Genomic DNA, 20,878 nt, shown 5'->3' with positions numbered 1-20,878 from the left:
GGGGTGTCGGGGCTGGGCGGGTGCTCCTTCGCGGGTGAGGGAGGGGGGTCGGCGGGGCCGCCGTCGGGGTCGCCTTCGGTGCAGGTGTTGGTGACCATGACGGTCAGCGGGGGTTTCGCCGGGGTCGATCAGAAGGTGGTGCTGCGGGGCGACGGCACCGTGGAGGGCTCCGACCGGGGCGAGTCGGTGGTGCGCCGGACCACCGAGGAACAGTTCCTGGAGCTGCGGACGCTGCTCGGGGATCCGGCGCTCGCCGACGCCCCCGCGTCCATCGTGAACAGGGGGGCGGCCGACATGTTCCAGTACACGCTGCGGTTCGGCGGTCGTACGGTCGTGACGGACCGCTCCGCCGAGGAGCCCGCGGTGGACCGCCTCATCGACGCGCTGGCCGAGTGGCTGCCGAAGCGGTGACCGGCGCGGGCCCGGGCGGCGGCCGATGCGGGTCAGCGCCGACGCGGTCAGCGGCCGGTCCGGTCAGCGGCCCGTGCGGATCAGGCCCGTCAAGTAGCGCCAGAGCGAGGAGCGTTGCCGGGCCGCCGGGCCCGGCACCACCGTCTCGGCGGAGTCCGGATCCGCCGCACCCGGCTCCCCCGCCGCACCCGACTCCGGGTCGTGGGCGGACGGCCGCACGGGCTGCGGGGCCAGTTCGTACCGTACAGGGAGCGAGCGCAGGCCGCGCATGAACGGCGAGGAACGCCACGGCAGTTGGTCGACCGGGAGGGCCAAGTCCAGGTGGGAGAACCGCTCGAACAGGCGGCCCACCCCGACCGCCGCGACCGTGGAGGCGAGTTCGCGTGCCGGGCACTGGCGGCGGCCGGCGCCCCAGGACAGATGCGCCCGGGTGCTGACCGTCGTGCTCGCCGCGACGCCGTCGGCGAAGAGCGGGTCGGCGTGCGCGGCGGCGGAGGAGACCCACACCGGATCGCCCGCCCGGACGGTGTAGTTGCCGAGCGGGGTGTCCTTGGCGGCGAAGCGCGGCACGAAGTTCACCAGGGGCGGCTTGCGCATGGCCACCCGGTTCATGGACTCCCTGACCATCCCCGCGGAGAGGCTGGCGCGCACGCCGCCCTCGCCCGAGATGACCTCGACGACCGTGTTGGATATGAGGATCCCGACGTGGTCGGAGGTCATGCCGAGCAGCATGAACAGCTCACGGGCCAGTTCGTCGAGGGACAACTCGGGGTGCGCGGCCAGCAGATAGGAGGGGAAGTCGTCCCCCGGCTTCTCCAGCTTGACGGCCGCGAGTTCGGTGAGCGCGGCCAGCAGTCGCTCCAGGGCGGGCTCCGCGTCCGGGCCGGCGTCCAGGACCCGCCACATGTCCATCAGGGCGTCGTCGCCCTGCGAACCGGGGAAGCCGAGCAGATGGCTGGCCACCATCAACGGCAGGGGGCGGGAGAACTGGGCGGACAGGTCGGCGAGTCCCGTGCCGCCGGCCTGTCCGACGAGGGTGATCAGATCGTCGGCGTAGGCGGTGACGGCCGTCTTCAGCCGCTTCGCCTGGGCGTGCCGCGGGTCCTGGAACGGCTTGAGGGCCGCGTCCCACGCCGTGCGCAGCGCCGGGTAGCCGGGGCCGCCCTGGATCAGGACGTGGTTGACCTCCAGGGAGGGGCCGAGCGGCCAGTCGGCCGGCACCTCTCCCTCCGTGCGGGCCCGCCAGTTCTCGAGCCCCTTCGGCCAGCCGTCGTCGTCCTGGAGGACCTGGAGCGACTCGCGGTAGCCGAGGACCAGCCATGCGGGCACGCCGAGCAGATCGACCGGCGCGACCGGGCCGTGTCGTTGCCTGAGCCGCTCGTACACGAGGGTGGGGCGGGTCTCGTAGTCACGGGTCAGCAGGGGTTCGGGCGTCATCGCCTCCAACCGTGTGCCGTCCAGGTCCACGGACCCGCCATCGCCCACCTGGGATTCCATTCCGTCGCCGCCCCTCCGACACGCCCCGTACCGACGCACGTTCGGTCGGTAGCTGGAAACGGTGGGGACACTACCCCAGGCGGGGCCGGTAGTTCAGCGCAGGGCTCCTTTGGTCGCGTCGGCGATGAAGCCGCGCGCGAAGAAGGTGAACACGAGCACCAGCGGGATGACCGACAGGAGCACTCCGGACATCACCATGCTGTAGTCGGTGGAGTGACCGGCGTACAGCTGGGCCAGCGCCACCTGGAGGGTGAGCCGGTCGGGGTTGACCAGCATCACCAGCGGCAGGATGTAGTCGTTCCAGGCGGCGATGAAGGTGTAGATGCCGAGGAACGCGAGCGCGGGGCGGACGCAGGGCAGCACCACGTGCCAGTACAGGCGGAAGAACCCGGCGCCCTCGATGCGGGCGGCGTCCAGCAGTTCGTCGGGGACTCCGGTGCTGGTGTACTGCCGCATCCAGAAGATGCCGAAGGCGTTGGCGGCGGCCGGCACGATGAGCGCCTTGAGCGTGCCCAGCCAGCCCAGCTGCACCATGATCTCGTACTGCGGGATGATCGCCAGCTGGGTCGGCAGGAGGTACATCGACAGCAGGAGTCCGAAGAGGAACTTCTTTGCGGGGAAGTCGTACTTGGCGAAGGCGAAGGCGGCCAGGGAGTCGAAGAACAGCACCAGCAGGGTCGTGCAGACCGCCACGATCATGGTGTTGAACAGCGACCCGAAGAAGTCCATCCGCTCGAACAGGTGCCGCAGGTTGGTCGCCAGGTTGTCGCCGAACCACAGTTTGGGCGGGTAACTGTAGATGTCCTGCGAGGTGTTGGTCGCCATGACGACGATCCAGTAGAAGGGGAACACCGAGACGACCACGCCGAGCATCAGGACGAGGTGGACGCTCAGTCCGCGGAGGCGTTTGCGCCGCAAGCCGTTCATGGCCGTCGCTCCTTACGCTGCACCATCCGCCAGTTGATGAGGACGATGAGCAGGATCAGCAGGAAGAAGGCCCAGACGATCGCCGCCGCGTAGCCGAAGTCGTTGTTGTCGAAGGCCTGGTGGTAGAAGTACAGCAGGGTCGTCAGGCCGGCCTGGCCCGGTCCGCCGGAGTTGGGGTTGGTGGCCGCCTCGCTGCCGAAGAGCACCTGGGGTTCGGTGAAGCTCTGGAGTCCGGTGACCGTGGAGATCACCACGGTGAACAGGATGATCGGCCGCAGCAGCGGGATCGTGATGGAGAAGAGCATCCGGACCGGGCCCGCTCCGTCCATCCTGGCGGCCTCGTAGATCTCCGAGGGGATCGCCTGGAGGCCGGCGAGGTAGATGATGGCGTTGTAGCCGGTCCATTGCCACGTCATGAGCGCCGCGATGACCAGCTTGATCGTCCACTCGTTGCTCATCCAGGGCACGGCCGACAGGTGTATCGCCCGCAGAATGGCGTTGATCAGGCCGAAGTTGTTGCTGAAGACCGCGCCGAAGAAGATCGCGATCGCTACCAGTGAAGTGATGCTGGGGATGAACAGGGCGATCCGGTAGAACGCCGTGAACCGTTTGGTGGAGTTCACCAGCACGGCGAGCACCAGTGCGAGGAACAGCATCGGCACGGTGGACAGCACCCAGATGACGAGGGTGTTGCGCACGGACAGCCAGAACACCGGGTCGTCCCACAGGAAGCGGAACTGCTGGAACCCGACGAACTGCATGTCCCCGACGCCGTCCCACCGCTGGAACGCGAGGTACACGGTGTAGATCACCGGGAAGAGCATGAAGACGGAGAAGATCAGGTAGTACGGGGAGACGGCGAGGTACTGCGGCCAGTAGCGGACGACTTTCCCCCGGGGGCCGCGCCCTGTCCCGTACCGGGCGGTCGACGACACCGGACGAATCCGGCGGCGGTGCCGGCCCGGACCGCCGCGGGGGTGGCCCGGACCGCCGCGGGGGTGGCCCGGACCGCCGCGGGGGTGGCCCGGACCGCCGCGGGGGTGGCCCGGGCCGCCGCGGGGGTGGCCCGGGCCGCCGCGGGGGTGGCCCGGGCCGCCGCGGGGGTGGCCCGGGCCGCCGCGGGGGTGGCCCGGGGCGCCGCGGGGGTGGCCCGGGGCGGGTCGGGGGTGGTCCGGGGCGGGTCGGGGGTGGTCCGGGGCGGGTCGGCTCGTGGGGCCGTCGGTGGCTGCGGAGGCCGGTCGGCCGGTGGGGCCGTCGCCTGATCCGGAGGTCGGTCCGGTGGGGGCCGGGCCGGCTACCGGGCTGGACGCCATGTCACTTCACTCCCTGGCGCTGGGCGATCTGCTTGGCCTGGGCGACCGCGTCCTTCCAGGCCGTGTCGGGGTCCTTGCCCTTGGCCTCGATGCTGGTCAGCTCACTGAAGTAGGGGGCCGAGACCGCCGAGTCGGCCGGGGCCTCGTAGGCGGAGGGGATCTTCTCGGCGGCCGGCCCGAAGATGTCGATGGTCTTCTGGCCGCCGAAGAAGGGGTCGCCCCCGGTGAGCGCGGGCAGCGTGTAGGCGGCCGGGGCGGTCGGGAACAGCGCCGCGTCGGTGAAGCCGCGGGCCTGGTTCTGCGGGCTGAGGATCCAGGTGATGATCTGGAACGCCAGCTCGGGGTTGCCGGAGGTCGCGGGCACGGCCAGGAAGGAGCCGCCGAGGTTGGACGGTCCGCTGGGCAGACTCGCCACCCGCCACTTGCCCTTGGTGCCGGGGGCGGCGTTGGTGATGTCCAGCGCGTGCCAGGCGGCGCCGATCTCGGTGCCCAGGGTCCCGCCGCTGATCGCGGCGTTCCAGGTGTTGTCGTTGATCTTCGCGTCGATGCCGAGGGTGTAGGGCTTCACGGCGGTGGTCCAGGCGGTACGGATGTGGTCCTGGTCGCCGATGAAGGTGTTGTCCTCGTCGATGAACCGCCGGGCACCCTGGCCGACGGCCATGGAGAAGACCGAGCCGATGTTGTTGATCAGGTAGGTCTTGGGCACGGCCTTGTGCAGTTCGACGCCGGCCTTGAAGTAGTCGTCCCAGGTGGAGAGTTGGGCGGAGACCTTCGCGGGGTCCGTGGGCAGTCCCGCCTGCGCGAACAGGTCCTCGCGGTAGAACATGGCGCACGGGCCGATGTCGATGGGGAAGCCGATGAGCTTGCCGTCCTGGGTCGTGGCCTGCTTCAGCTTCCACGACAGGTACTGCGAGGTCAGCTTGTCCGCGCCGAGGGTGTTCAGGTCGACGAAGCGGTTGGCGTTGGGCAGGAAGGACGCGATGTCCTCGCCCTTGATGCCGGTGATGTCGGGGGCGGACTGGGCGGCCCGGAGGCCGGTGAGCAGCTTGGTCTTGAAGTCGCCGCCGACCACGGAGGTCTTGAGGGTGACATCGGAAAAGTGCTTCTTGGCGTCCGCGACGACCTTGTCGCTGAGGCCGCCGGACCAGTACCAGAGGGTCAGGTCTTTGCTGTCCTTACTGCTGGTCGGCTCGGTGCCGCCGCCGCAGGCCGCGGTGGCGCCGGCCGCGGCGGCCGTGAACACGGCGGCCTGAAGGAAGCGTCTGCGGGAAAGGTCCACGGTCTTCTCCTCTTTCGACGCGTCGGCACGTCCGCATGTCTGACGTCCGACAGGACCTGTGGGTCGGGGGGGGCTCGGGGGGCGAGGCGGGGAGGGGAGGGGGAGGCGTGGGGGCCGGATGGCTGAAGATCATCGGCGTGGGTGGGCTCTTCAGCCACCCGGGGCTTGTCGACCTGGTCCTCTCAGACGGTGCCGACGCGTCCAGGACGGCGCTATGCGCCGTTCATCCGCTTCGGCCGACCGGAGTGGGGTCCGGACCGGGGCTCCGAATTACGCAAGAGAGTGCACCCGGTGCGCGAGTTTGACAAGGGTCAAGCAGCAATCGAGACATTCGTGCGCGACTTTGCTTGAGTTTGGCGGCTTGGCGAGTATGGTCTGGGCCATGCTCCCTGACCGAAGACATCAGCTGATCCTGCGCGTCCTCCGCGCGGACGGGCCCACCACGGTGGTCTCCCTGGCCGGCAAGGTCGGGGCGAGCCAGGCCACGGTCAGGCGGGATCTCGTGCAGCTGGAGGACGAGGGCCTGCTCAAACGGGTCTACGGCGGGGCCGCCCCGCTCGTCGGCGAGGACGACCCCTTCGCCGACGTCGCCGCGGTCCGCGTCGAGGCCAAGGACACGCTCGCCGCCTGGTGCGCAAACCTCGTCAAGGACGGCGAGACGGTGCTGCTCGACATCGGCACGACCGCTCACCGGGTCGCCCGCCATCTGCACGGCCGCTCCCTGACCGTGATCACCAGCAACCTGGCCGTCTACGAGGAGCTCCAGGACGACAAGGACGTCCAGCTGATCCTGTTGGGCGGCGTCGTGCGGCGCGACTACCGCTCGCTGGTCGGCTTCCTCACCGAGGACAACCTGCGGCAGGTCCACGCCGACCGCCTGTTCCTCGGCACCAGCGGGGTCCGTCCCGACGGTCAGATACTGGACACCACCGCCGTCGAAGTGCCCGTCAAGCGGGCGATGATCGCCGCCAGCGCGCAGGTGGTCCTGGTGGCGGACGCGGGCAAGTTCCCCGGCACGGGCATGGCCCGCGTGTGCGGCCCGGAGGAACTCGACATCGTGGTGACCAACGCCCCGGGAGACGGGAAGACCTGCGGGCGGCTGCGGGAGGCGGGGGTGGAGGTGGTCGAGGTGTGAGGGCCGCTCGCGAGCCCTCGCCCCCAACTGCCCGAGCCCTCACCACGAGTTCGGCGACTGCGGGCCGGCGGATAGCGTGCGGGCATGACGATGACGAGAAAGCGGCGGGTCCTGTACCGGCAGGGCACCGGGTTCGGGCGGATGACGGCGAAGTGGGCCCTGGTGTTCGGGGCCCTTTACCTGCTGGACGGCGGGCTGCTCCGATCGTGGAGCTACGCTCTGGCCTGGCCGTTGATCGGGATCCTGCTGTGGGCGACCTTCGGGATCGGCGTCGTCTGGTACCCGAAGAAGGACCAGCGGATCACCCTGACGACGCGTGAACTGCGCGTGCGGCGCAGGCGGCTGTCGCTGGAGGAGGTGAACCTGCTGCACGTGGCGCGGCTGTGGCTGGAGGGGCGGTCGACCGCGGACAGGCAGCCGGTGCGGGAGTGGCTGCGGCGGGACCGGGTGGTGTGGGTGCCGCTGCCGGACGGCCGGGCGTTCGGCGTGGAGATTCAGGACCCGGCCGCCTTCGCCGAGGCTTTCGGCGCCTTCGCGGTCGCGGCGTGCGGCGGGCCGGAGATCGTCCGCGCGAGGGCCGCGGCGGCGACCTACCCGGAGCCGCGCCCGATGCTGGCCCGCTCCGCCGACGACGACGGCTCCTGGCTGGACGCCCTGGACATCTTCAACTGACAGCCGGACGTGTCGCGGCGTCACCGCACCGGGAACGTCACCCCGGTGAGCTCCTCGGAGACGGTCCACAGGCGGCGCTGGACGGCCTGGTCGTGGGAGGGGCTGGGCTGGAGGTGACCGGCTTCGGGCAGCCGGGGATCTCGCCGCGGCCGCCGGGGCCGTAGTACCGGCCGCCGCCGACCGCCGGATCGGTGGCGGCGCGCAGGGTGGGCAGGGCCCCATCTCGGCCGCCTGGGTGAGCAGCGGCGCGAACCAGGTGACGGACACGCGCAGCACGGCGGGCGTGTTGCGGATGAGTTCGGTGTCGGACACGCCGGGATGGGCGGCCACCGCGACCGTGGTGCCGTTGCGGTGCGAGCCGGCGCTGGAGTTCGTACGTGAAAGCACCGCCTCGCGTGACTCAACTGACTCCTTGGTGCACTGCGTCCCGCTTGACCGGCGCCGGCTGGTCGGGCGATTGCCGAAGTCGCCGCCCGGACAGCCTCGTTGTCGCCGCGCACGGACTCCGCGACGTCCTGGCGACCGGCCGCCGGTTGCCCCGACCGAGGCCATCAAGGGCCGAGCAGCATGCCGTCGAGTTCCCCCGTGGGCAGCAGCTTGGTGGAGTTGTGCTCGCGGACGATCCGCCACCCGTCCGGCGTTCGGTGCCAGACCAGCGAGGTCGTCGTACGAATGTCCGTGGTGACATCAGGCATGGCGATGCGCGCCACGAATGTCAGGGTGGACGCGGCCAGATCATGGCCGGCGATGACGTGCGGGCCGTCGTCGACGGCATGACGCGCGGAGACCATCGTGCGGAAGGCGGGCTCCCAGATCGCCCCGTAACCGGCGGCTGTCGTCGCCACGCGCTGCTCGGGGTCGAAGTCGTCGTAGAGTCGGACCTCCGGAGAGCTGAAGTCGTAGAACTCTCCGAAGGTACGCCGGAAGTCGAACGGCGCGTCCCCCTGCTTGCGCTCCCATCCGAACACCCATCGGCTGTGCAGATCCGCGATCGCTTGTTCATCGTTCATGACTCGACGCTAGGACCGCGAGCACGGTTCAGACAGGGTCCATCGCACCCACCCAGCCCTGCACGAGGGTTCCGCAGGGGTGACTGCTTGCGCATGTCGACGAAGTAGACGCCCGCGTCGACCGCCGCGGCCCGGGTGCCGTCCGCCAGGGCGTCGGTGAAGGTGTTCATGTCGGCGCTCGATGGGTCGTACGAACCCGCGCCCACCCCACACAACTCGCCCCGACCTACGGACGACCGCGAGCCACAGCCTCCGCGCCGCCCGTCTCGCCGGCGCTCCGGCCTACGTGATCCTTGACAACCTGCCCGCCCACAAGGGCGCCGGCATCTGTGCTTCACCCCGACCTACGCCTCGTGCAGACCTGGGTCTCGCACACCTGCCTCCGCCGAGGGCGGACGCCCTCTTCCCTCTACTCCCTCTACGCTGGCGGCGTGACATTGGTGTGGGTGACGGGCAATTCAGGGGCTGGTAAGTCCACGGTCTGCGGGGCGCTGCGAGCGCGTGGCTATGTTGCGCTCGACGCCGACGACGACGGCTTCTGCCGCTGGATCGACCGCGCTGAGGGCGAGGCTGTGGTGGATCCTCCGTATCCGGTTCCTGAGGGCTGGCTCGACCGATACGGGTGGGCGATCGTCCGTGAGCGTGTGGAGGCCCTCGTCGAGGAGTCTCGTTCCCGCATCGCGTTCTTGTGCGGTTCGGCGGAGAACGAGGCAGACGTCCGCGATCTTTTCGACCTCACCGTGTGCCTGGTGATCGACGAGGACACCCTCCGCCACCGGCTCGCGACCCGCACCACGAACCCCTTCGGCCAGCATCCCGAAGAGCTCGCAGCGGCCCTGAAGTGGAATCCTCGGATGCGAGCGATCTACGAAAGCCATGGCGCGACGATCATCGACGCGTCCAAGCCGGTGACCGAGGTGGTGGACGGCGTGATCGACGCAGTTCAGGGGCTGACAGGGCCCGTTCGGTAGCTGCCGAGCAACGCCACTCCGGGGTCGCCTTATCGGCCTTTGCTCGAAGATGAATCACCCCGTTGGAGGGGCCTACGAACAGGTCAGGGGTGCGACACAGCCCGGAACCGGACCGGGCCGGGCGCACCTCCGATCAGGACGCCTGGCGGTCCCTGTCCTGACCCGCGTCAGGCCGGCACGCGTCGGCAGAAATTGCCTACACGGCCCGGTGGAGGATCCCGGCGTCCTACGGATGCCTGCCATCAGCGGATTCCTCGGTCCGCGCACAACACGGCTCGCGCACGGCACAGCCCGCGCACAGCACGGCGTCGCCGAGCCCGAACAGCGCATCAGCGCGCGTGCGTCGGCTCCTCCGCCACCGGTCCGGGTGCGGGCAGCGGCTCGGGGCCGCCTTCGCTGAGGCCGTAGCGTGCGTGGAACCTGCGCAGGAAGCCGGGCGCGTACCAGGCCGAGCGGCCGAGCAGGCGCATCGCGGCGGGGACGAGGACGCCGCGAACGGCGATGGCGTCGATGAGGATGGCCAGTCCGCTGCCGAGGCCGAACATCTGCATGAAGCTGAGCTTGGCGGTGCCGAAGGCGAAGAAGCTCACCGCGAGCAGGAGAGCGGCCGCGCTGACGATGCGTCCGGTGTGGCCGAGACCGTTGACCACCGCGGTCTCGTTGTCGGCTCCCTGGTCGTGGAGTTCCTTGATCCTGCTGGTGACGAAGACCTCGTAGTCCATCGAGAGTCCGAAGCCGATGCAGAACATCAGCACGGTCATCGTCATCTCCATCGGCTGCGCGGTGAAGCCGAGGAGGGAGGAGAGGTGGCCGTCCTGGAAGATCCAGGTCATGACGCCGAGGGTGGCTCCCAGGCTGATCAGGTTGAGGACCAGCGCGCGCAGCGGCTGCACGATGCTGCCGGTGAACAGGAAGAGCAGCAGGAACGTGGTGAGGACGACCAGGCTCACGGCCAGGGGTAGCCTGTCGCCGATGGACTGCTTGGCATCGACGAGTACGGCGTCGTTCCCGCCGACCAGGGGCTCGGTGCCGGGGGGCGGAGTGACCGAGCGTATCTCCTCGACCAGGCTCTCGGCCGCTTCCGACTTCGGTGTCAGGCTGCTGACCACGTTGATCTGCTGTGCGTCGGGCCGGCCGAGGGCGGAGTCGGCCGGGCCGGTCGCCGTGGACTGGCCCGGGGTGTAAGCGCCCACGCTGGTCTCGACCCGCTCGACGCCCTTGAGCGCGGCCAGTCGGCCCGCGTACGACGCCAGCGTGGCCTCGTCCACGGACTCGTCGATGGCGATGAAGACGGCCGAGTCCTCGCTGCCGCCGAACTCCTCTCGCAGGATCTGCGAGACCTGGCGGCTCTCGGCGTCCTTGGGCAGCACGCGCTCGTCCGGCGTGCCGAAGGTGATGTTCAGCAGCGGGCTCGCCGCGAACAGCAGCAGGGCGACCACGGGCACCGCGGTGAGCACGGGCCGCCGCATGACGGTGCGTGCCAGCCGTCCCCACAGCGGTGTGCCGGCGTCGGAGCGCCGCGACTCGGCCCACGGCATCCGCCCGCTGTTGACCCGGTGCCCCAGGACCTTCAGCAGGGCCGGCATCACGAAGAGGGTGCTGAGGGCGGCGATGGCGACGACACCGACTCCGGTGAAGCCCATCGAGCGCAGGAAGTAGTGCGGGAACGCCATGAGCGCCGCCAGGGCCGCCGCGACGGTGGCGGCGGAGAAGGCGACGGTGCGGCCCGCGGTGTGCACCGTCCGCCGGACGGCGTCGTCCACGCTCGCCCCGGCCGCGAGCTGCTCACGGAAGCGGCTCACCATCAGAAGGGCGTAGTCGATGCCCAGTCCGAGGCCCAGGGCGGTGGTGAGGTTGGTCGCGGTGTCGGCGACGTCGGTGACGCTGCCGAACAGGAAGAGCTGGGCGAACGAGCCCATGACGGCGATGACGGCGATGACCAGCGGCAGCAGGGCCGCGACCGCGCTGCCGAAGACGATCAGGAGCAGCACCAGGGTCAGCGGAATGGCGATCGCCTCGGCGAGGATCAGATCCTCGACCACCTGGTTCGACAGGTCGGCGCCCACGGCGGCGCCTCCGCCGGCCTGCACGGTGAGGTTCTTGTCGTAGGTGCCGCTGTAGGCGTCGAGGACCTCGATGGAGTTCTTCCGCTGCTCCGTGGTGTCGCCCATGACGTGGGCGAGCACCAGGGCCTCGCGGCCGTCCTCGGAGCGCAGGTCAGGGCTGTTCGTCTCCCAGTACGAGACGACGTTGGCGAGCCGTTCGTCCTTCTTGAGCTCGGCCACCAGAGCCTGGCCGCTCTCCTTGGCGGCGGACGTGTCGATGCGGCCGTCGGGGGACGTGACCAGCAGGATGAGGTTGGTCTCGCCGCCGAACTTGTCGCCGATGACCGCCGTCGCCCGGGTGGAGGGGGAAGCGGGGTCGTCGAAGCCGCCCCCCTTCAGCTTGTCGAAGGCGCCCGCGCCGAGCACGCTCATGAGGGCCACGGCCAGGGTGGCGACGACCAGGACCAGCCGGGACCGGCGAATCGCTAATTCGGCCATACGTTCGAACATGGATGATCTCCTTCAACGTTCTTCTGCGAAAGACGAGGACTGTCGGCGGCGAGGCGGGAGCGCCGGCGCGATGTGTCGCGGAGCTCTTCGCCCCCGCCGGCCTACAGCGGCCCTCGACGAGGGCTCGGCGCCGCGCTCTTCGCCGTCAGGAACGACGCTAGTGAGACAGCGGGATTTTTAGCAGCAGGAGATTTACCTGACACTGTCAGGTTTTTCAGCAGGCAGCAGTTTTCCGATACGCCGTCCGGTAGTTGCCGTAGGATCGCCGCATGTCCGCAGACGCCTACGCGACGGTCCCGCCATCCCTGCGCCAGCGACGCCGGGCCGTCGCCACCCAGGAGATCGTGGCGGCGGCCGAACAACACATGGCCGAGCACGGGCCGCACGCCCTGTCCCTGAGAGCGGTCGCCCGCAGCTTGGGCATGACCGTGCAGGGCCTCTACCACTACTTTCCGAACCGGGACGCCCTCGTCACGGCTCTCGTCGCCAAGGCGTACGAGGACCTGGCCGACGCCGTGGCGGCAGCTGTCGAAACCGCGGCGGAGGAACCGGCTCCGCTGCGGTTCATGGCCGCCGCCGAGAGCTATCGCCGCTGGGCCGTCACGCACGTCGAGCGGTTCCAACTGCTGTACGGAGCACCGCTGCGTCACTATGAGGCCGCCGCCGAGGGCCCGACCACTCAGGCGATGCGCCGGATGAGCGAGGTCTTCCAGCGCGAGATGTTCGACGGGTTCACCGCCGCACAACTGGCCGCGGCGGACACCCGGGTGCTCTCACCGACCCTCCAGGCTCATCTGGGAACGCTGCTTCCGCACGGCCCCGAGACACTGCCGCCTCCTGCGACCGCCCTCCTCCTCAGCGCGTGGGGGCACATGCACGGCATGGTCGTCCTGGAAGTCTTCGGGCACACCTCCTTCGTCGGCGAACACCAGGCCGAGATCTTCCACATGGCGATGCGGGACCTGATCGAGGACATCCATCGCCGGATCCCCGCTCGGCCCACGGGGGCACCGGCAGCGCCCTGACCGGCGGCGTCGGCTCGATGGCCCGGGAGGTCGCTTCACAGCCGAGCAAGCCGGCTCGACCGCCGCAGCGTTCGGAGCGTTCAGAGCGTTCAGACGGACAGGGTCGGCCACGCCCGCCGGTTCGGGTCGGCGACCAGCGCGACGACGGCGGTGACGAGTTCCTCGGCGGAGGTGTGCCAACTCTCTGCGGCACAGAGCCGAGGACGTGGTGCAGGAGACCCTGCTGCGCTGCTGGCGCACTCAGGACGTGGGGGGGGCGGCGAGCCGCTGCGGGGGTGGCTGTTCCGGGTGGCCCGCAACATCGCCATCGACGAGTACCGGCTGCGCATGATCCGCGCCCAGGAGGTCGACGGCAGCGTCTGGCTGAACGAGTCACTGGCGAAGCCCGACGACGTCGACCGGATCCTGTCCGCGATGGTCCTGGAGGACGCGATCCAGGGGCTGTCGTCCAAGCACCGGGAGGTGCTGTACGAGACGTACTACGCCGGCAGGTCGACGCGTGAGGCGGCGCTCGTGCTCGGCGTCCCGCCGGGCACCGTCAAGTCACGTCTGCACCACGCGGTGCGGGCGCTGCGCACGGCCCTGGGCATCGTGGAGCCCACCGACGAGGAGGCTGGTGCGAAGCCCGCCTGGTGGCACGCGTCCGCGGCATGACACCCGCCCGGCCCCGGGGCGAGTGGGGCGGGTGTGCCCGGGGCTCACAGCGGAATGGGCCGGGGCCGGTCGCCCCTTCCCGGAGGGGACGGTGATCTTCGCGTCGGCGGCGGCGCTGCGGCTGAAGGACTTCGACGGTTCGGCGGCCCTGCCGGCCAGGGCGGACGGCGTGCCGGGGTCGGACACCGAGGATCCCCATCCTGTCGATCGCCTGGTCGACGTACACGGGCACGTCGTACATGGCCCTATGACTCGCACCCACGACGACGAACAGCTCTTTCGGCCCCTGGTAAAGCTCGTACGCCTGGTCGCTGAATATCTTCGTGTCCGCCTTGCTTCCCGCGATGAGAAGCATCGGTTGGGTCAGCAGGAAACGGCCCTTGGAATTGGGTTGCTGACCGCGAGGAGTCCGGTAGTAGTCCTCGCGCAGAAGGTCCGGCGTGTCCTCGTCGATCTCGTCCAAGGTTTCCAGCACGAACGGTGCGTAAAGCGGCTTTCCTCCTCGCGCTTCCGCCGTCCGCTGGTCGGCGACCGTTTCCAGCGTTCCGATCTGCTCGGCGACCGGGGAAAGTTGCCCCAGAAAGCCCCTGGAACCTTCGCCCATGAGAGCCGCGCTGACGGTGGCCACCGCCTTGAAGCGGCGTTCGGTCTGGGCCCCGCTGATGGCGTAGCCGCCCCCGGCACAGATGCCGAAAACTCCCATTCGGTCGGCATCGACGAACGGAAGCGTGCTGAGGAAATCGACCACGCAACGGGCGTCTTCCACGCGGGTCGTGGGGTCTTCCAGGAGCCGAAGTTCGCCGCCGCCATCGGGATAAAACCGCAGACAGGGGAGAACTTCTTACCCCTCACAGCACGCTCTTCCGATGCAAAGCTTGTTCGCGTCGAGATCGAGACCTTCGAGGAGCCCTGTCACCATGTCCGATTCCCGCCGCACCACGATCGCCGTCGCCTTTCATTCGGGCTACGGCCACACGGCCGTCGTCGCCGAAGCCGTGGCGCGCGGCGCGGCGGGAGCCGGCGCCGAGGTGTTCCTGATCGCCGTCGACGGCATCACCGACGAGCAGTGGGCGCAGCTGGACGCCGCCGACGGGATCATCTTCGGCGCCCCCACCTACATGGGCACCGCCTCCGCCGCGTTCCACGACTTCGCCGAGGCCAGCAGCAGGCGCTGGTTCGCCCACGCCTGGGTGGACAAGCTCGCCGCCGGCTTCACCAACTCCGGTGCCAAGAACGGCGACAAGTCGTCGACCCTGGGCTACTTCGCCACGATGGCCGCCCAGCACGGCATGCACTGGATCAGCCTCGGGCTGATGCCGGGCTGGGACTCCACCAAGGGCAGCGAGGACGACATCAACCGGCTCGGCTTCTTCATGGGCGCCGGCGCCCAGAGCCCGACCGACGCCGGCCCGGAGGCGGTCCACCGGTCGGACATCGCCACCGCGGAGCACCTCGGCGCGCGCGTGGCAGGCCAGGCCGCGATCTTCCGGGCCGGGCGGGCCGCCCTCGCCGCCTGATCACAGGACCTTCCTCACCTCATTCCGATTCACCACCCCTTCAAGGAGCAACCATGTCCGACGCCCCGCACCTCGCCCTCATCCGCCGGGTCTACGAGTCCCGGATGGCACCCGAGGTCATCGAGGAGGTGATCGCCCCGGACCTGGTGTGGGACATCACCCCGGGCTTCCCGAACAGCGGCGTCTACCACGGCTGGGACAGCGTGGCGAAGGACTTCTTCGGCACGCCGATGTCGAACATCGTGTCCTTCGGCGCGGTGCCCGAGGAGTTCTTCGCGGACGACGAAGGCCATGTCTTCGTGTACGGGCACTACCACGCCGAGACGAAGACCGGCGGCCAGGCCGACGTGCGGTTCATCCACCTGTGGACCGTCCGCGACGGCAAGGCCGTGAGCATGCGGCAGGCCGCCGACAGCCACATCCTCCAGGAAGCCCTCAAGGGCTGAGGCCCACCACCACCCCGTATCAGGAGCTCCCCATGGCGAAGATCCTTTTCGTGATCACGGCGTCCGACCACTGGACGCTGGCCGACGGCACCCGGCAGCCGGCCGGCTTCTGGGCCGAGGAGGCCATCGGCCCGTACCAGGTCTTCAAGGAGGCCGGGTTCGAGATCGCGGCGGCGACGCCCGGCGGCGTGCCGCCCACGGCGGACGCGCTCAGCCTCACCCCGGAGTTCAACGGCGGTGAGGAGGGCGCCGAGCGCATGCGGACCGCGCTGCGCGAGGCGACCGAGCTGGCGCACCCGATGCGCATCGAGGACGTCGACATCGACGACTACGCGGCCGTGTTCTACCCCGGCGGCTGGGGCCCGATGGAGGACCTGCCCGACGACGCCGCCTCCGGCGAGCTGCTCACCGCGTGGCTCGCCTCGGGCAAGCCGGTGTCCCTCGTGTGTCACGGCCCCGCGGCGCTGCTCGCCACCGTCGGCCCGGACGGAACGTCCCCGTTCGCCGGCTACCGCCTGACCGGTCTCTCCAACGCCGAGGAGAAGCTGAACGGTCTCGCGGACCGCGCGAAGTGGCTGCTCCAGGACCGCCTCGTCGACGAACTCGGCGCGGACTACCGCGAGGGCGAGCCGTTCGCCCCGCATGTCGAGACCGACCGCACGCTGTACACCGGCCAGAACCCGGGCTCGGCGGTCCCGCTGGCCCAGGAAGTGGTGAAGGCGCTGAGCTGACGGCGATCCCGTGCTCTTCCCCGGCGGCCCGGCAGGCGACTCCGGGCCGCCGACTCCGGGCCGCCGAGTCCTCGTGACGCCCGCTGCCTTGCAGGCAGGAGCCGGGACCCTTTTCATGAAGAGGTAAAGCCCAACGTAGGCACGATCTCTCCCCCTTACAACGCCGGGCTTCTGTGCGAGGCTGCACATCATGAACCGCAACCCTCATCTGAACGAGCTGGGTGAGTTCCTCAAGGCCCGTCGCGGCGAGCTCAGCCCCACCGAGGTCGGTCTGCGCGGAGGGCAGCGGCGGCGGGTGAGCGGCCTTCGCCGTGAGGAAGTGGCGCTTCTCGCCGCGATCAGCACCGAGTACTACACGCGGATCGAGCAGGGCCGGCTGCAAGCGTCCGCTCCCCTGCTCGACGAGATCGCCCAGGCGCTCCGTCTGAACGACGACCAGCGCACCTACCTCTTCGACCTCGCGGCGAAGCAGACGGCGCGCTCGTCCGCGTCGGGTGAGCGTCAGCAGGTGGACACGCAGTTGCAGCGCATGCTGGACGATCTCACCGCCTCGCCGGCCTTCGTCATCGGCCGGCGTACCGACATCCTGGGCTGGAACCGGCTCGCCGCCGCTCTGTGGACCGATTTCGGGCGCTACCCGGAGCCGGAACGCGTGTTTCTCCGGTTGCTGTTCACCGAACCCTGGATGCGCACGCTGTACGCCGACTGGGAGGAGGTCACCCGCCTCGCCATCGCGCAGCTGCGCATGGAGAGCGCGCGCTATCCGGGTGACCAGCGCCTGACCGCCCTGGTCGAGGAGCTTTCCGTCCGTGACGCGCAGTTCCGGCAGTGGTGGACCGCGCATGATGTCGCGATGCGGGGCAAGGGCGTCAAGAAGCTCCGGCACCCGGTGGTGGGCGAGCTGACGCTCGACTGGAACACCCTCACCTGTGGCACGGACCCCGACCAGCACATCATCGTCTGGAACGCCGAGCCCGGCACCCCCTCCCATGACAGGCTGCGCCTCCTCGCCTCTTGGGCCGCGGACCAGGAATCATCGACGACGCTCGACACCGCCACCTGAGCCCGTCCGTGCTCATGCCACAGGGGGGACGGATCCGTCCCCTCTCTGGCCGCATCCCAGCCAAGAACCATCCCCTTCTCCGGGCGGGCGCGAGACGGAAGGGTCGGATACCTCAACGACCGCAGGCTGATCAACGAGGTGCTTCCCATGAAGGCTGTAGGTTTCACGGAATTCGGCGGGCCGGAGGTGCTGCGGGTCCTGGAGCTGCCCGCGCCCGAGGCCGGTCCCGGCGAGGTGCGCATCCGGGTGCATGCGGCGACCGTCAACGCGGTCGACGCCCTCCAGCGCGGCGGACCCGCCAGGTCGCCGGACGCGCGGCCTCCGTTCGTTCCCGGCATGGAAGCCGCGGGAATCGTGGACCAGATAGGCGCGGGAACGGACACGGACCTGAGCGTCGGTGACCGTGTGCTGGCGATCGTGCTCCCCGACGGCTCCCACGGTGCGTACGCCGAGCAGGTCGTGCTCCCGGCGCAGTCGGTGGTCCGCGCGCCCCACGGCGCGAGCGACGCGCAGGCCGCGTCCCTCCCGATGAACGGCCTGACCGCGCGCCTGGCCCTGGACACGCTCGGCCTGGAGCCCGGCAGGACCGTCGCGATCACCGGAGCGGCCGGCGCGGTGGGCGGCTACGCCGTCCAGCTGGCCAAGGCGGACGGGCTGCGGGTGGTGGCCGACGCCTCCGAGCAGGACGAGCCCCTGGTCAAGGAACTCGGTGCCGACGTCGTCCTGCGTCGCGGCGCCGAGTACCCGGACCGGGTACGCGCGGAGGTCCCGGAGGGCGTCGACGGACTCCTCGACGCCGCGTCGCTCGGGGCTCTCACCGCCCGGGCGGTGCGCGACGGCGGCCGAGTGGTGACGCTGCGCGGCTACGACGGCCCCGGCGAGCGAGGCATCGTCTACCAGCCGATCGTCGTGTTCAGCTACGCCCGGGAGCACGCCAAGCTCGACCGGCTCCGCCGGCAGGTGGAGGAAGGCCTCATCACCCTCCGCGTCGCCAGGACGTTCCCGGCGGAACAGGCCGCCGAGGCGCACCGGATCCTCGCCGCGGGCGGTGTGCGGGGCCGGCTGGTCCTGACGTTCTGATCCGGGGCACGTCCGTGCGGTGAGGCGGCGGCCGGTGACGTACACACCGCCCGCCGTCGGCCACCGGCCCGCTCAAGTCGTCGTGTCCCGGGCCGGTGTGCGCGGGTCCGCGGTCCACGACGCCAGGAAGAGCAGCCCGTCATGAGAGGGGCTCCCGGGCGCGGCGGTCGAGATCAGCAGCTTCTGTGCGGGGTCGGCTGTGCAGGTCAGGCTGTCCCAGTCGAGGGTGAGGTCGCCGACGAGCGGGTGTCGCAGCCTCTTGGTCCCCATCCGCAGGCCGGTCATCCGGCGGCCTGCCCACCACTGCCGGAAGTCGGCGTCGGCCACCGAGAGTTCGCCGACGAGTGCGGCCAACCCGGGGTCGCCAGGGCGCCTGGCGGCCTCAAGACGCAGATGGGCGACGCAGGTTCGGGCGTTCGTCCTCCAGTCGAGGTACAGCTCCCGGAAGGCGGGGTCGGTGAACAGCAGCCGTGCGTAGTTGCGCCTCTTCTCCGGGATCCGGTCGAAGTCGGTGAGCAGGGCGGCCGCCAGCGGGTTCCAGGCGAGGATGTCCAAGTTCCGCCCCAGGACGACTGCGGGGGTCGTCGCCAAGTCGTCCAGGATGCGCCTGAGTTGCGGGTGGACCTTCCGCGCCGGGCGGCAGCGCGGTTCGTACCCGCCACGCGCGGCCAGTGCGAACAGATGGTCACGCTGCTCGTCGTCGAGTTGCAGGACACGGACGAGATCGAGGAGCACCGACCTCGGCACAGGGGTACGCCCCTGCTCCAGCCGTGCGTAGGAGTGGGCGCTGATCCCCACCAGTCGAGCGACCTCCTCTCGGCGCAGCCCCGGCACGCGCCGGGACGCCCCGGACTCTGGCAGGCCCACGGTCCGCGGGCTGAGTTGGGCTCGGCACTCCCTGAGGAACTCTCCTAGTTCAGGCGAATGTTCTTTGCTGTACATAGCAGCCAGTGTCGCAGCGTTCATCCGGAAAATGAGGGGGAGAGTTTCCTCCCAGGCTCCGGCAATCACCCCGGTCTTTACCGAGTTCAGTTCGGCCGGTTCAGACTTCTACGTCAGTCGACCTGACCGGCGGCGCGTGAGGCGAGGTCGCGCAGTCCGTCGTACGACGGCGTGCCGGGCGCCGCCGTCCAGACGACGAGTTCCTGATCGGTATCGCTGCCGCAGGTGAACATGTCCCGGTCGAGGACGAGTTCGCCGACGACGGGGTGGTGGAACCTCTTCATGCCCAAGCCGCGGGACGGCACGCGACGGCTTCCCCACCATCGCCCGAAGTCCTCGTCCTGCATGGAGAGTTCGCCGACGAGAGTGGTCAGCCGCGGATCGTCCGGGTACTTGGCGGCCGTCATGCGCAGCTGGGACACACAGCCACGGGCGACCGCACGCCAGTTTGCGTACAGCGTCCGCATGGACGGGTCGGTGAAAAGGATGCGGGCGCAGTTCCGCTGGTCTTCCGGCACCTTCGCGAAGTCGGTGAGCAGGGCGGCGGCGAGCGGATTCCACGCCAGGATGTCCATACGGCGGCCGATCACCACGCCGGGGCTCACGGTGAGGTCGTCGAGCAGGCGGCGCAACTGCGGGTGCGCCTTCTGCGCGGCCGGGCGGCGGTGGCGTGTCCTCTGCCGCCCGGCCAGCTCGAACAGGTGGTCACGCTGGTGATCGGACAGCCGCAGGGCACGGGCCAGGGCGGGGAGCACCGACGTGGACGGCTGGATGCGGCCCTGCTCCAGCCGTGTGTAGTAGTCGGTGCTGATGGCGGCGAGCAGGGCGACCTCCTCCCGGCGCAGGCCGAGGACCCGCCGGCCGCCGGTGTCGGGCAGGCCGACGGTGCGCGGACTCAACTCGGCCCGCCGCGCCTTGAGGAAGGATCCCAGCTCGTTCGGATGCGGGTCGCCGGCCATGACGCCAGTGTCACACCGCTCGGTCTCCGGGACGGGGGTAAGAATTCCTCCCCTGGATAAGTGGTTCTCCGGCTGTAATTCTCCCCTTTGCGGGTTCCCGCGAGGATGGCAGGATCGACGGCGTGTTCGGCGACCGAAATCGCCCTACGGAGAGAATCAGCCTTGCATCAGGCGGGACGGCCTAGCCTGGTCGGAATTCTTTCCGAACGTCGCCGACAGCGCATCCGAGAACGCGTAGATGCCGCGCCTGAAATCCCCCCACGTGCAAGGAGCACCACCTCATGTCCGAACGGAAGAAGTTCGCGCCGCCGGCCATCCAGGAGTTCGCCCCCAAGCTCGCGGAGGTGACCGACACCGTCCTGTTCGGCGACATCTGGGAACGGCCCGGCCTGTCCCCGCGCGACCGCAGCCTGGTCACCGTCACCGCGCTCGCCACCCTCTACCGGACCGACCAGCTCGGCTTCCACCTCGGCAAGGCGCTGGAGAACGGCGTGACCGCAGACGAGCCGGTCGAGGCCATCACCCATCTGGCGTTCTACGCGGGATGGCCCAACGCCATGACGGCGATGAACCAGCTCAAGGAGATCGTGGAGAAGTCCGACCACTCCGGCTGATGCCGCCGGGGGCTCGAACAGGCAGATCTCACTCACCGGACCACCGAGCGGCAACGGCTTTTCGACGGCCGCAGTCA

20 protein-coding genes and 2 pseudogenes are annotated in these 20,878 nt (G+C 69.9%); 13 read left to right on the top strand and 9 right to left on the bottom strand.

Translation table 11 applies throughout. From position 1 onward, the window contains the following. The first annotated feature begins 96 nt into the window (after positions 1–96). The gene (locus ACFYX4_RS38595; RefSeq protein WP_389344182.1) at positions 97–411 is read left to right on the top strand and encodes a hypothetical protein; all 315 of its coding nucleotides are present in this window, start codon (positions 97–99) and stop codon (positions 409–411) included. 63 nt (positions 412–474) lie between these two features. Here ACFYX4_RS38595 and ACFYX4_RS38590 read toward each other — a convergent pair whose 3' ends face one another. From ACFYX4_RS38590 to ACFYX4_RS38575, 4 genes are all read right to left on the bottom strand, one after another. Next, on the bottom strand, positions 475–1,908 hold the full coding sequence (locus ACFYX4_RS38590; RefSeq protein WP_389344180.1) for a cytochrome P450: 1,434 nt from the start codon (positions 1,906–1,908) through the stop codon (positions 475–477). A gap of 93 nt (positions 1,909–2,001) precedes the next feature. Beyond that, positions 2,002–2,835, bottom strand: coding sequence for a carbohydrate ABC transporter permease (locus ACFYX4_RS38585; protein WP_389344178.1), 834 nt, complete (start codon positions 2,833–2,835; stop codon positions 2,002–2,004). After that, on the bottom strand, positions 2,832–3,779 hold the full coding sequence (locus ACFYX4_RS38580) for a carbohydrate ABC transporter permease (protein ID WP_389344196.1): 948 nt from the start codon (positions 3,777–3,779) through the stop codon (positions 2,832–2,834). Before ACFYX4_RS38580 ends, ACFYX4_RS38585 begins: the two co-directional genes overlap by 4 nt. Positions 3,780–4,149: 370 nt before the next feature. Then, positions 4,150–5,427 (bottom strand): extracellular solute-binding protein, encoded by a 1,278-nt coding sequence (locus ACFYX4_RS38575; RefSeq protein WP_389344175.1) that lies wholly within the window; start codon positions 5,425–5,427, stop codon positions 4,150–4,152. 382 nt (positions 5,428–5,809) lie between these two features. On the opposite strand from ACFYX4_RS38575, the gene ACFYX4_RS38570 reads away from it, so the two are divergent. Beyond that, entirely contained in the window at positions 5,810–6,562 is a 753-nt protein-coding gene (locus ACFYX4_RS38570; RefSeq protein WP_389344173.1) for a DeoR/GlpR family DNA-binding transcription regulator, read from the top strand. Between the two features lie 84 nt (positions 6,563–6,646). Beyond that, positions 6,647–7,234 carry a hypothetical protein gene (locus tag ACFYX4_RS38565; protein ID WP_389344171.1) on the top strand — a complete coding sequence of 196 codons (588 nt, stop codon included), beginning with the start codon at positions 6,647–6,649 and terminating at the stop codon, positions 7,232–7,234. A gap of 20 nt (positions 7,235–7,254) precedes the next feature. Here ACFYX4_RS38565 and ACFYX4_RS38560 read toward each other — a convergent pair. Together ACFYX4_RS38560 and ACFYX4_RS38555 are read right to left on the bottom strand one after the other, a co-directional pair. Then, positions 7,255–7,616 (bottom strand): annotated as a pseudogene (locus ACFYX4_RS38560) (short-chain dehydrogenase); the annotation flags it as partial. Between the two features lie 169 nt (positions 7,617–7,785). After that, a complete protein-coding gene (locus ACFYX4_RS38555; RefSeq protein WP_389344169.1) occupies positions 7,786–8,244 on the bottom strand; it encodes a YybH family protein in 459 nt (152 codons plus the stop codon). Between the two features lie 238 nt (positions 8,245–8,482). Here ACFYX4_RS38555 and ACFYX4_RS38550 point away from each other — a divergent pair. After that, positions 8,483–8,598, top strand: a pseudogene (locus ACFYX4_RS38550) (IS630 family transposase); the annotation flags it as partial. Positions 8,599–8,675: 77 nt separating this feature from the next. Then, positions 8,676–9,215, top strand: a complete 540-nt coding sequence (locus tag ACFYX4_RS38545) for an AAA family ATPase (protein WP_389344167.1) — start codon at positions 8,676–8,678, stop codon at positions 9,213–9,215. Between the two features lie 329 nt (positions 9,216–9,544). Here ACFYX4_RS38545 and ACFYX4_RS38540 read toward each other — a convergent pair whose 3' ends face one another. Then, positions 9,545–11,770 carry an MMPL family transporter gene (locus ACFYX4_RS38540; RefSeq protein WP_389344166.1) on the bottom strand — a complete coding sequence of 742 codons (2,226 nt, stop codon included), beginning with the start codon at positions 11,768–11,770 and terminating at the stop codon, positions 9,545–9,547. A 269-nt stretch (positions 11,771–12,039) separates the two neighbouring features. Here ACFYX4_RS38540 and ACFYX4_RS38535 point away from each other — a divergent pair, with 269 nt between their 5' ends. From ACFYX4_RS38535 to ACFYX4_RS38505, 7 genes are all read left to right on the top strand, one after another. After that, the gene (locus ACFYX4_RS38535) at positions 12,040–12,795 is read left to right on the top strand and encodes a TetR/AcrR family transcriptional regulator (protein WP_389344165.1); all 756 of its coding nucleotides are present in this window, start codon (positions 12,040–12,042) and stop codon (positions 12,793–12,795) included. A 288-nt stretch (positions 12,796–13,083) separates the two neighbouring features. Next, positions 13,084–13,449, top strand: a complete 366-nt coding sequence (locus tag ACFYX4_RS38530; RefSeq protein ID WP_389344164.1) for a sigma-70 family RNA polymerase sigma factor — start codon at positions 13,084–13,086, stop codon at positions 13,447–13,449. A gap of 917 nt (positions 13,450–14,366) precedes the next feature. Beyond that, positions 14,367–14,966 carry a flavodoxin family protein gene (locus ACFYX4_RS38525; protein ID WP_389344163.1) on the top strand — a complete coding sequence of 200 codons (600 nt, stop codon included), beginning with the start codon at positions 14,367–14,369 and terminating at the stop codon, positions 14,964–14,966. 53 nt (positions 14,967–15,019) lie between these two features. Further along, entirely contained in the window at positions 15,020–15,412 is a 393-nt protein-coding gene (locus ACFYX4_RS38520) for a nuclear transport factor 2 family protein (protein WP_389344161.1), read from the top strand. Positions 15,413–15,444: 32 nt separating this feature from the next. After that, positions 15,445–16,143 carry a type 1 glutamine amidotransferase domain-containing protein gene (locus tag ACFYX4_RS38515; RefSeq protein WP_389344159.1) on the top strand — a complete coding sequence of 233 codons (699 nt, stop codon included), beginning with the start codon at positions 15,445–15,447 and terminating at the stop codon, positions 16,141–16,143. A 190-nt stretch (positions 16,144–16,333) separates the two neighbouring features. Then, a complete protein-coding gene (locus ACFYX4_RS38510; RefSeq protein ID WP_389344157.1) occupies positions 16,334–17,206 on the top strand; it encodes a helix-turn-helix domain-containing protein in 873 nt (290 codons plus the stop codon). A 147-nt stretch (positions 17,207–17,353) separates the two neighbouring features. Further along, on the top strand, positions 17,354–18,286 hold the full coding sequence (locus tag ACFYX4_RS38505; RefSeq protein WP_389344155.1) for an NADP-dependent oxidoreductase: 933 nt from the start codon (positions 17,354–17,356) through the stop codon (positions 18,284–18,286). Positions 18,287–18,358: 72 nt separating this feature from the next. Here the strand turns inward: ACFYX4_RS38505 and ACFYX4_RS38500 are convergent, their stop codons facing one another. Together ACFYX4_RS38500 and ACFYX4_RS38495 are read right to left on the bottom strand one after the other, a co-directional pair. Continuing rightward, entirely contained in the window at positions 18,359–19,228 is an 870-nt protein-coding gene (locus ACFYX4_RS38500; protein ID WP_389344153.1) for a helix-turn-helix transcriptional regulator, read from the bottom strand. Positions 19,229–19,341: 113 nt separating this feature from the next. Continuing rightward, positions 19,342–20,187, bottom strand: coding sequence for a helix-turn-helix domain-containing protein (locus ACFYX4_RS38495; protein ID WP_389344151.1), 846 nt, complete (start codon positions 20,185–20,187; stop codon positions 19,342–19,344). A 281-nt stretch (positions 20,188–20,468) separates the two neighbouring features. Here ACFYX4_RS38495 and ACFYX4_RS38490 point away from each other — a divergent pair, with 281 nt between their 5' ends. Further along, positions 20,469–20,801, top strand: coding sequence for a carboxymuconolactone decarboxylase family protein (locus tag ACFYX4_RS38490; protein ID WP_389344149.1), 333 nt, complete (start codon positions 20,469–20,471; stop codon positions 20,799–20,801). The last annotated feature ends 77 nt before the right edge of the window (positions 20,802–20,878 follow it).

It is taken from the genome of Streptomyces sp. NPDC002328 (assembly GCF_042890065.1).
Classification (GTDB): domain Bacteria; phylum Actinomycetota; class Actinomycetes; order Streptomycetales; family Streptomycetaceae; genus Streptomyces.
This window is presented reverse-complemented; position numbering and strand designations above follow the sequence as displayed.

Bases quoted from the DNA above. Each gene is read 5' to 3' on its own strand.
- ACFYX4_RS38495 (WP_389344151.1), bottom strand. From the start codon at position 20,187: ATGGCCGGCGACCCGCATCCGAACGAGCTGGGATCCTTCCTCAAGGCG.
- ACFYX4_RS38585 (WP_389344178.1), bottom strand. From the start codon at position 2,835: ATGAACGGCTTGCGGCGCAAACGCCTCCGCGGACTGAGCGTCCACCTC.
- ACFYX4_RS38490 (WP_389344149.1), top strand. From the start codon at position 20,469: ATGTCCGAACGGAAGAAGTTCGCGCCGCCGGCCATCCAGGAGTTCGCC.
- ACFYX4_RS38555 (WP_389344169.1), bottom strand. From the start codon at position 8,244: ATGAACGATGAACAAGCGATCGCGGATCTGCACAGCCGATGGGTGTTC.
- ACFYX4_RS38500 (WP_389344153.1), bottom strand. From the start codon at position 19,228: ATGTACAGCAAAGAACATTCGCCTGAACTAGGAGAGTTCCTCAGGGAG.
- ACFYX4_RS38570 (WP_389344173.1), top strand. From the start codon at position 5,810: ATGCTCCCTGACCGAAGACATCAGCTGATCCTGCGCGTCCTCCGCGCG.
- ACFYX4_RS38520 (WP_389344161.1), top strand. From the start codon at position 15,020: ATGTCCGACGCCCCGCACCTCGCCCTCATCCGCCGGGTCTACGAGTCC.
- ACFYX4_RS38535 (WP_389344165.1), top strand. From the start codon at position 12,040: ATGTCCGCAGACGCCTACGCGACGGTCCCGCCATCCCTGCGCCAGCGA.
- ACFYX4_RS38515 (WP_389344159.1), top strand. From the start codon at position 15,445: ATGGCGAAGATCCTTTTCGTGATCACGGCGTCCGACCACTGGACGCTG.
- ACFYX4_RS38595 (WP_389344182.1), top strand. From the start codon at position 97: ATGACGGTCAGCGGGGGTTTCGCCGGGGTCGATCAGAAGGTGGTGCTG.
- ACFYX4_RS38510 (WP_389344157.1), top strand. From the start codon at position 16,334: ATGAACCGCAACCCTCATCTGAACGAGCTGGGTGAGTTCCTCAAGGCC.
- ACFYX4_RS38505 (WP_389344155.1), top strand. From the start codon at position 17,354: ATGAAGGCTGTAGGTTTCACGGAATTCGGCGGGCCGGAGGTGCTGCGG.
- ACFYX4_RS38590 (WP_389344180.1), bottom strand. From the start codon at position 1,908: ATGGAATCCCAGGTGGGCGATGGCGGGTCCGTGGACCTGGACGGCACA.
- ACFYX4_RS38525 (WP_389344163.1), top strand. From the start codon at position 14,367: ATGTCCGATTCCCGCCGCACCACGATCGCCGTCGCCTTTCATTCGGGC.
- ACFYX4_RS38565 (WP_389344171.1), top strand. From the start codon at position 6,647: ATGACGATGACGAGAAAGCGGCGGGTCCTGTACCGGCAGGGCACCGGG.
- ACFYX4_RS38540 (WP_389344166.1), bottom strand. From the start codon at position 11,770: ATGTTCGAACGTATGGCCGAATTAGCGATTCGCCGGTCCCGGCTGGTC.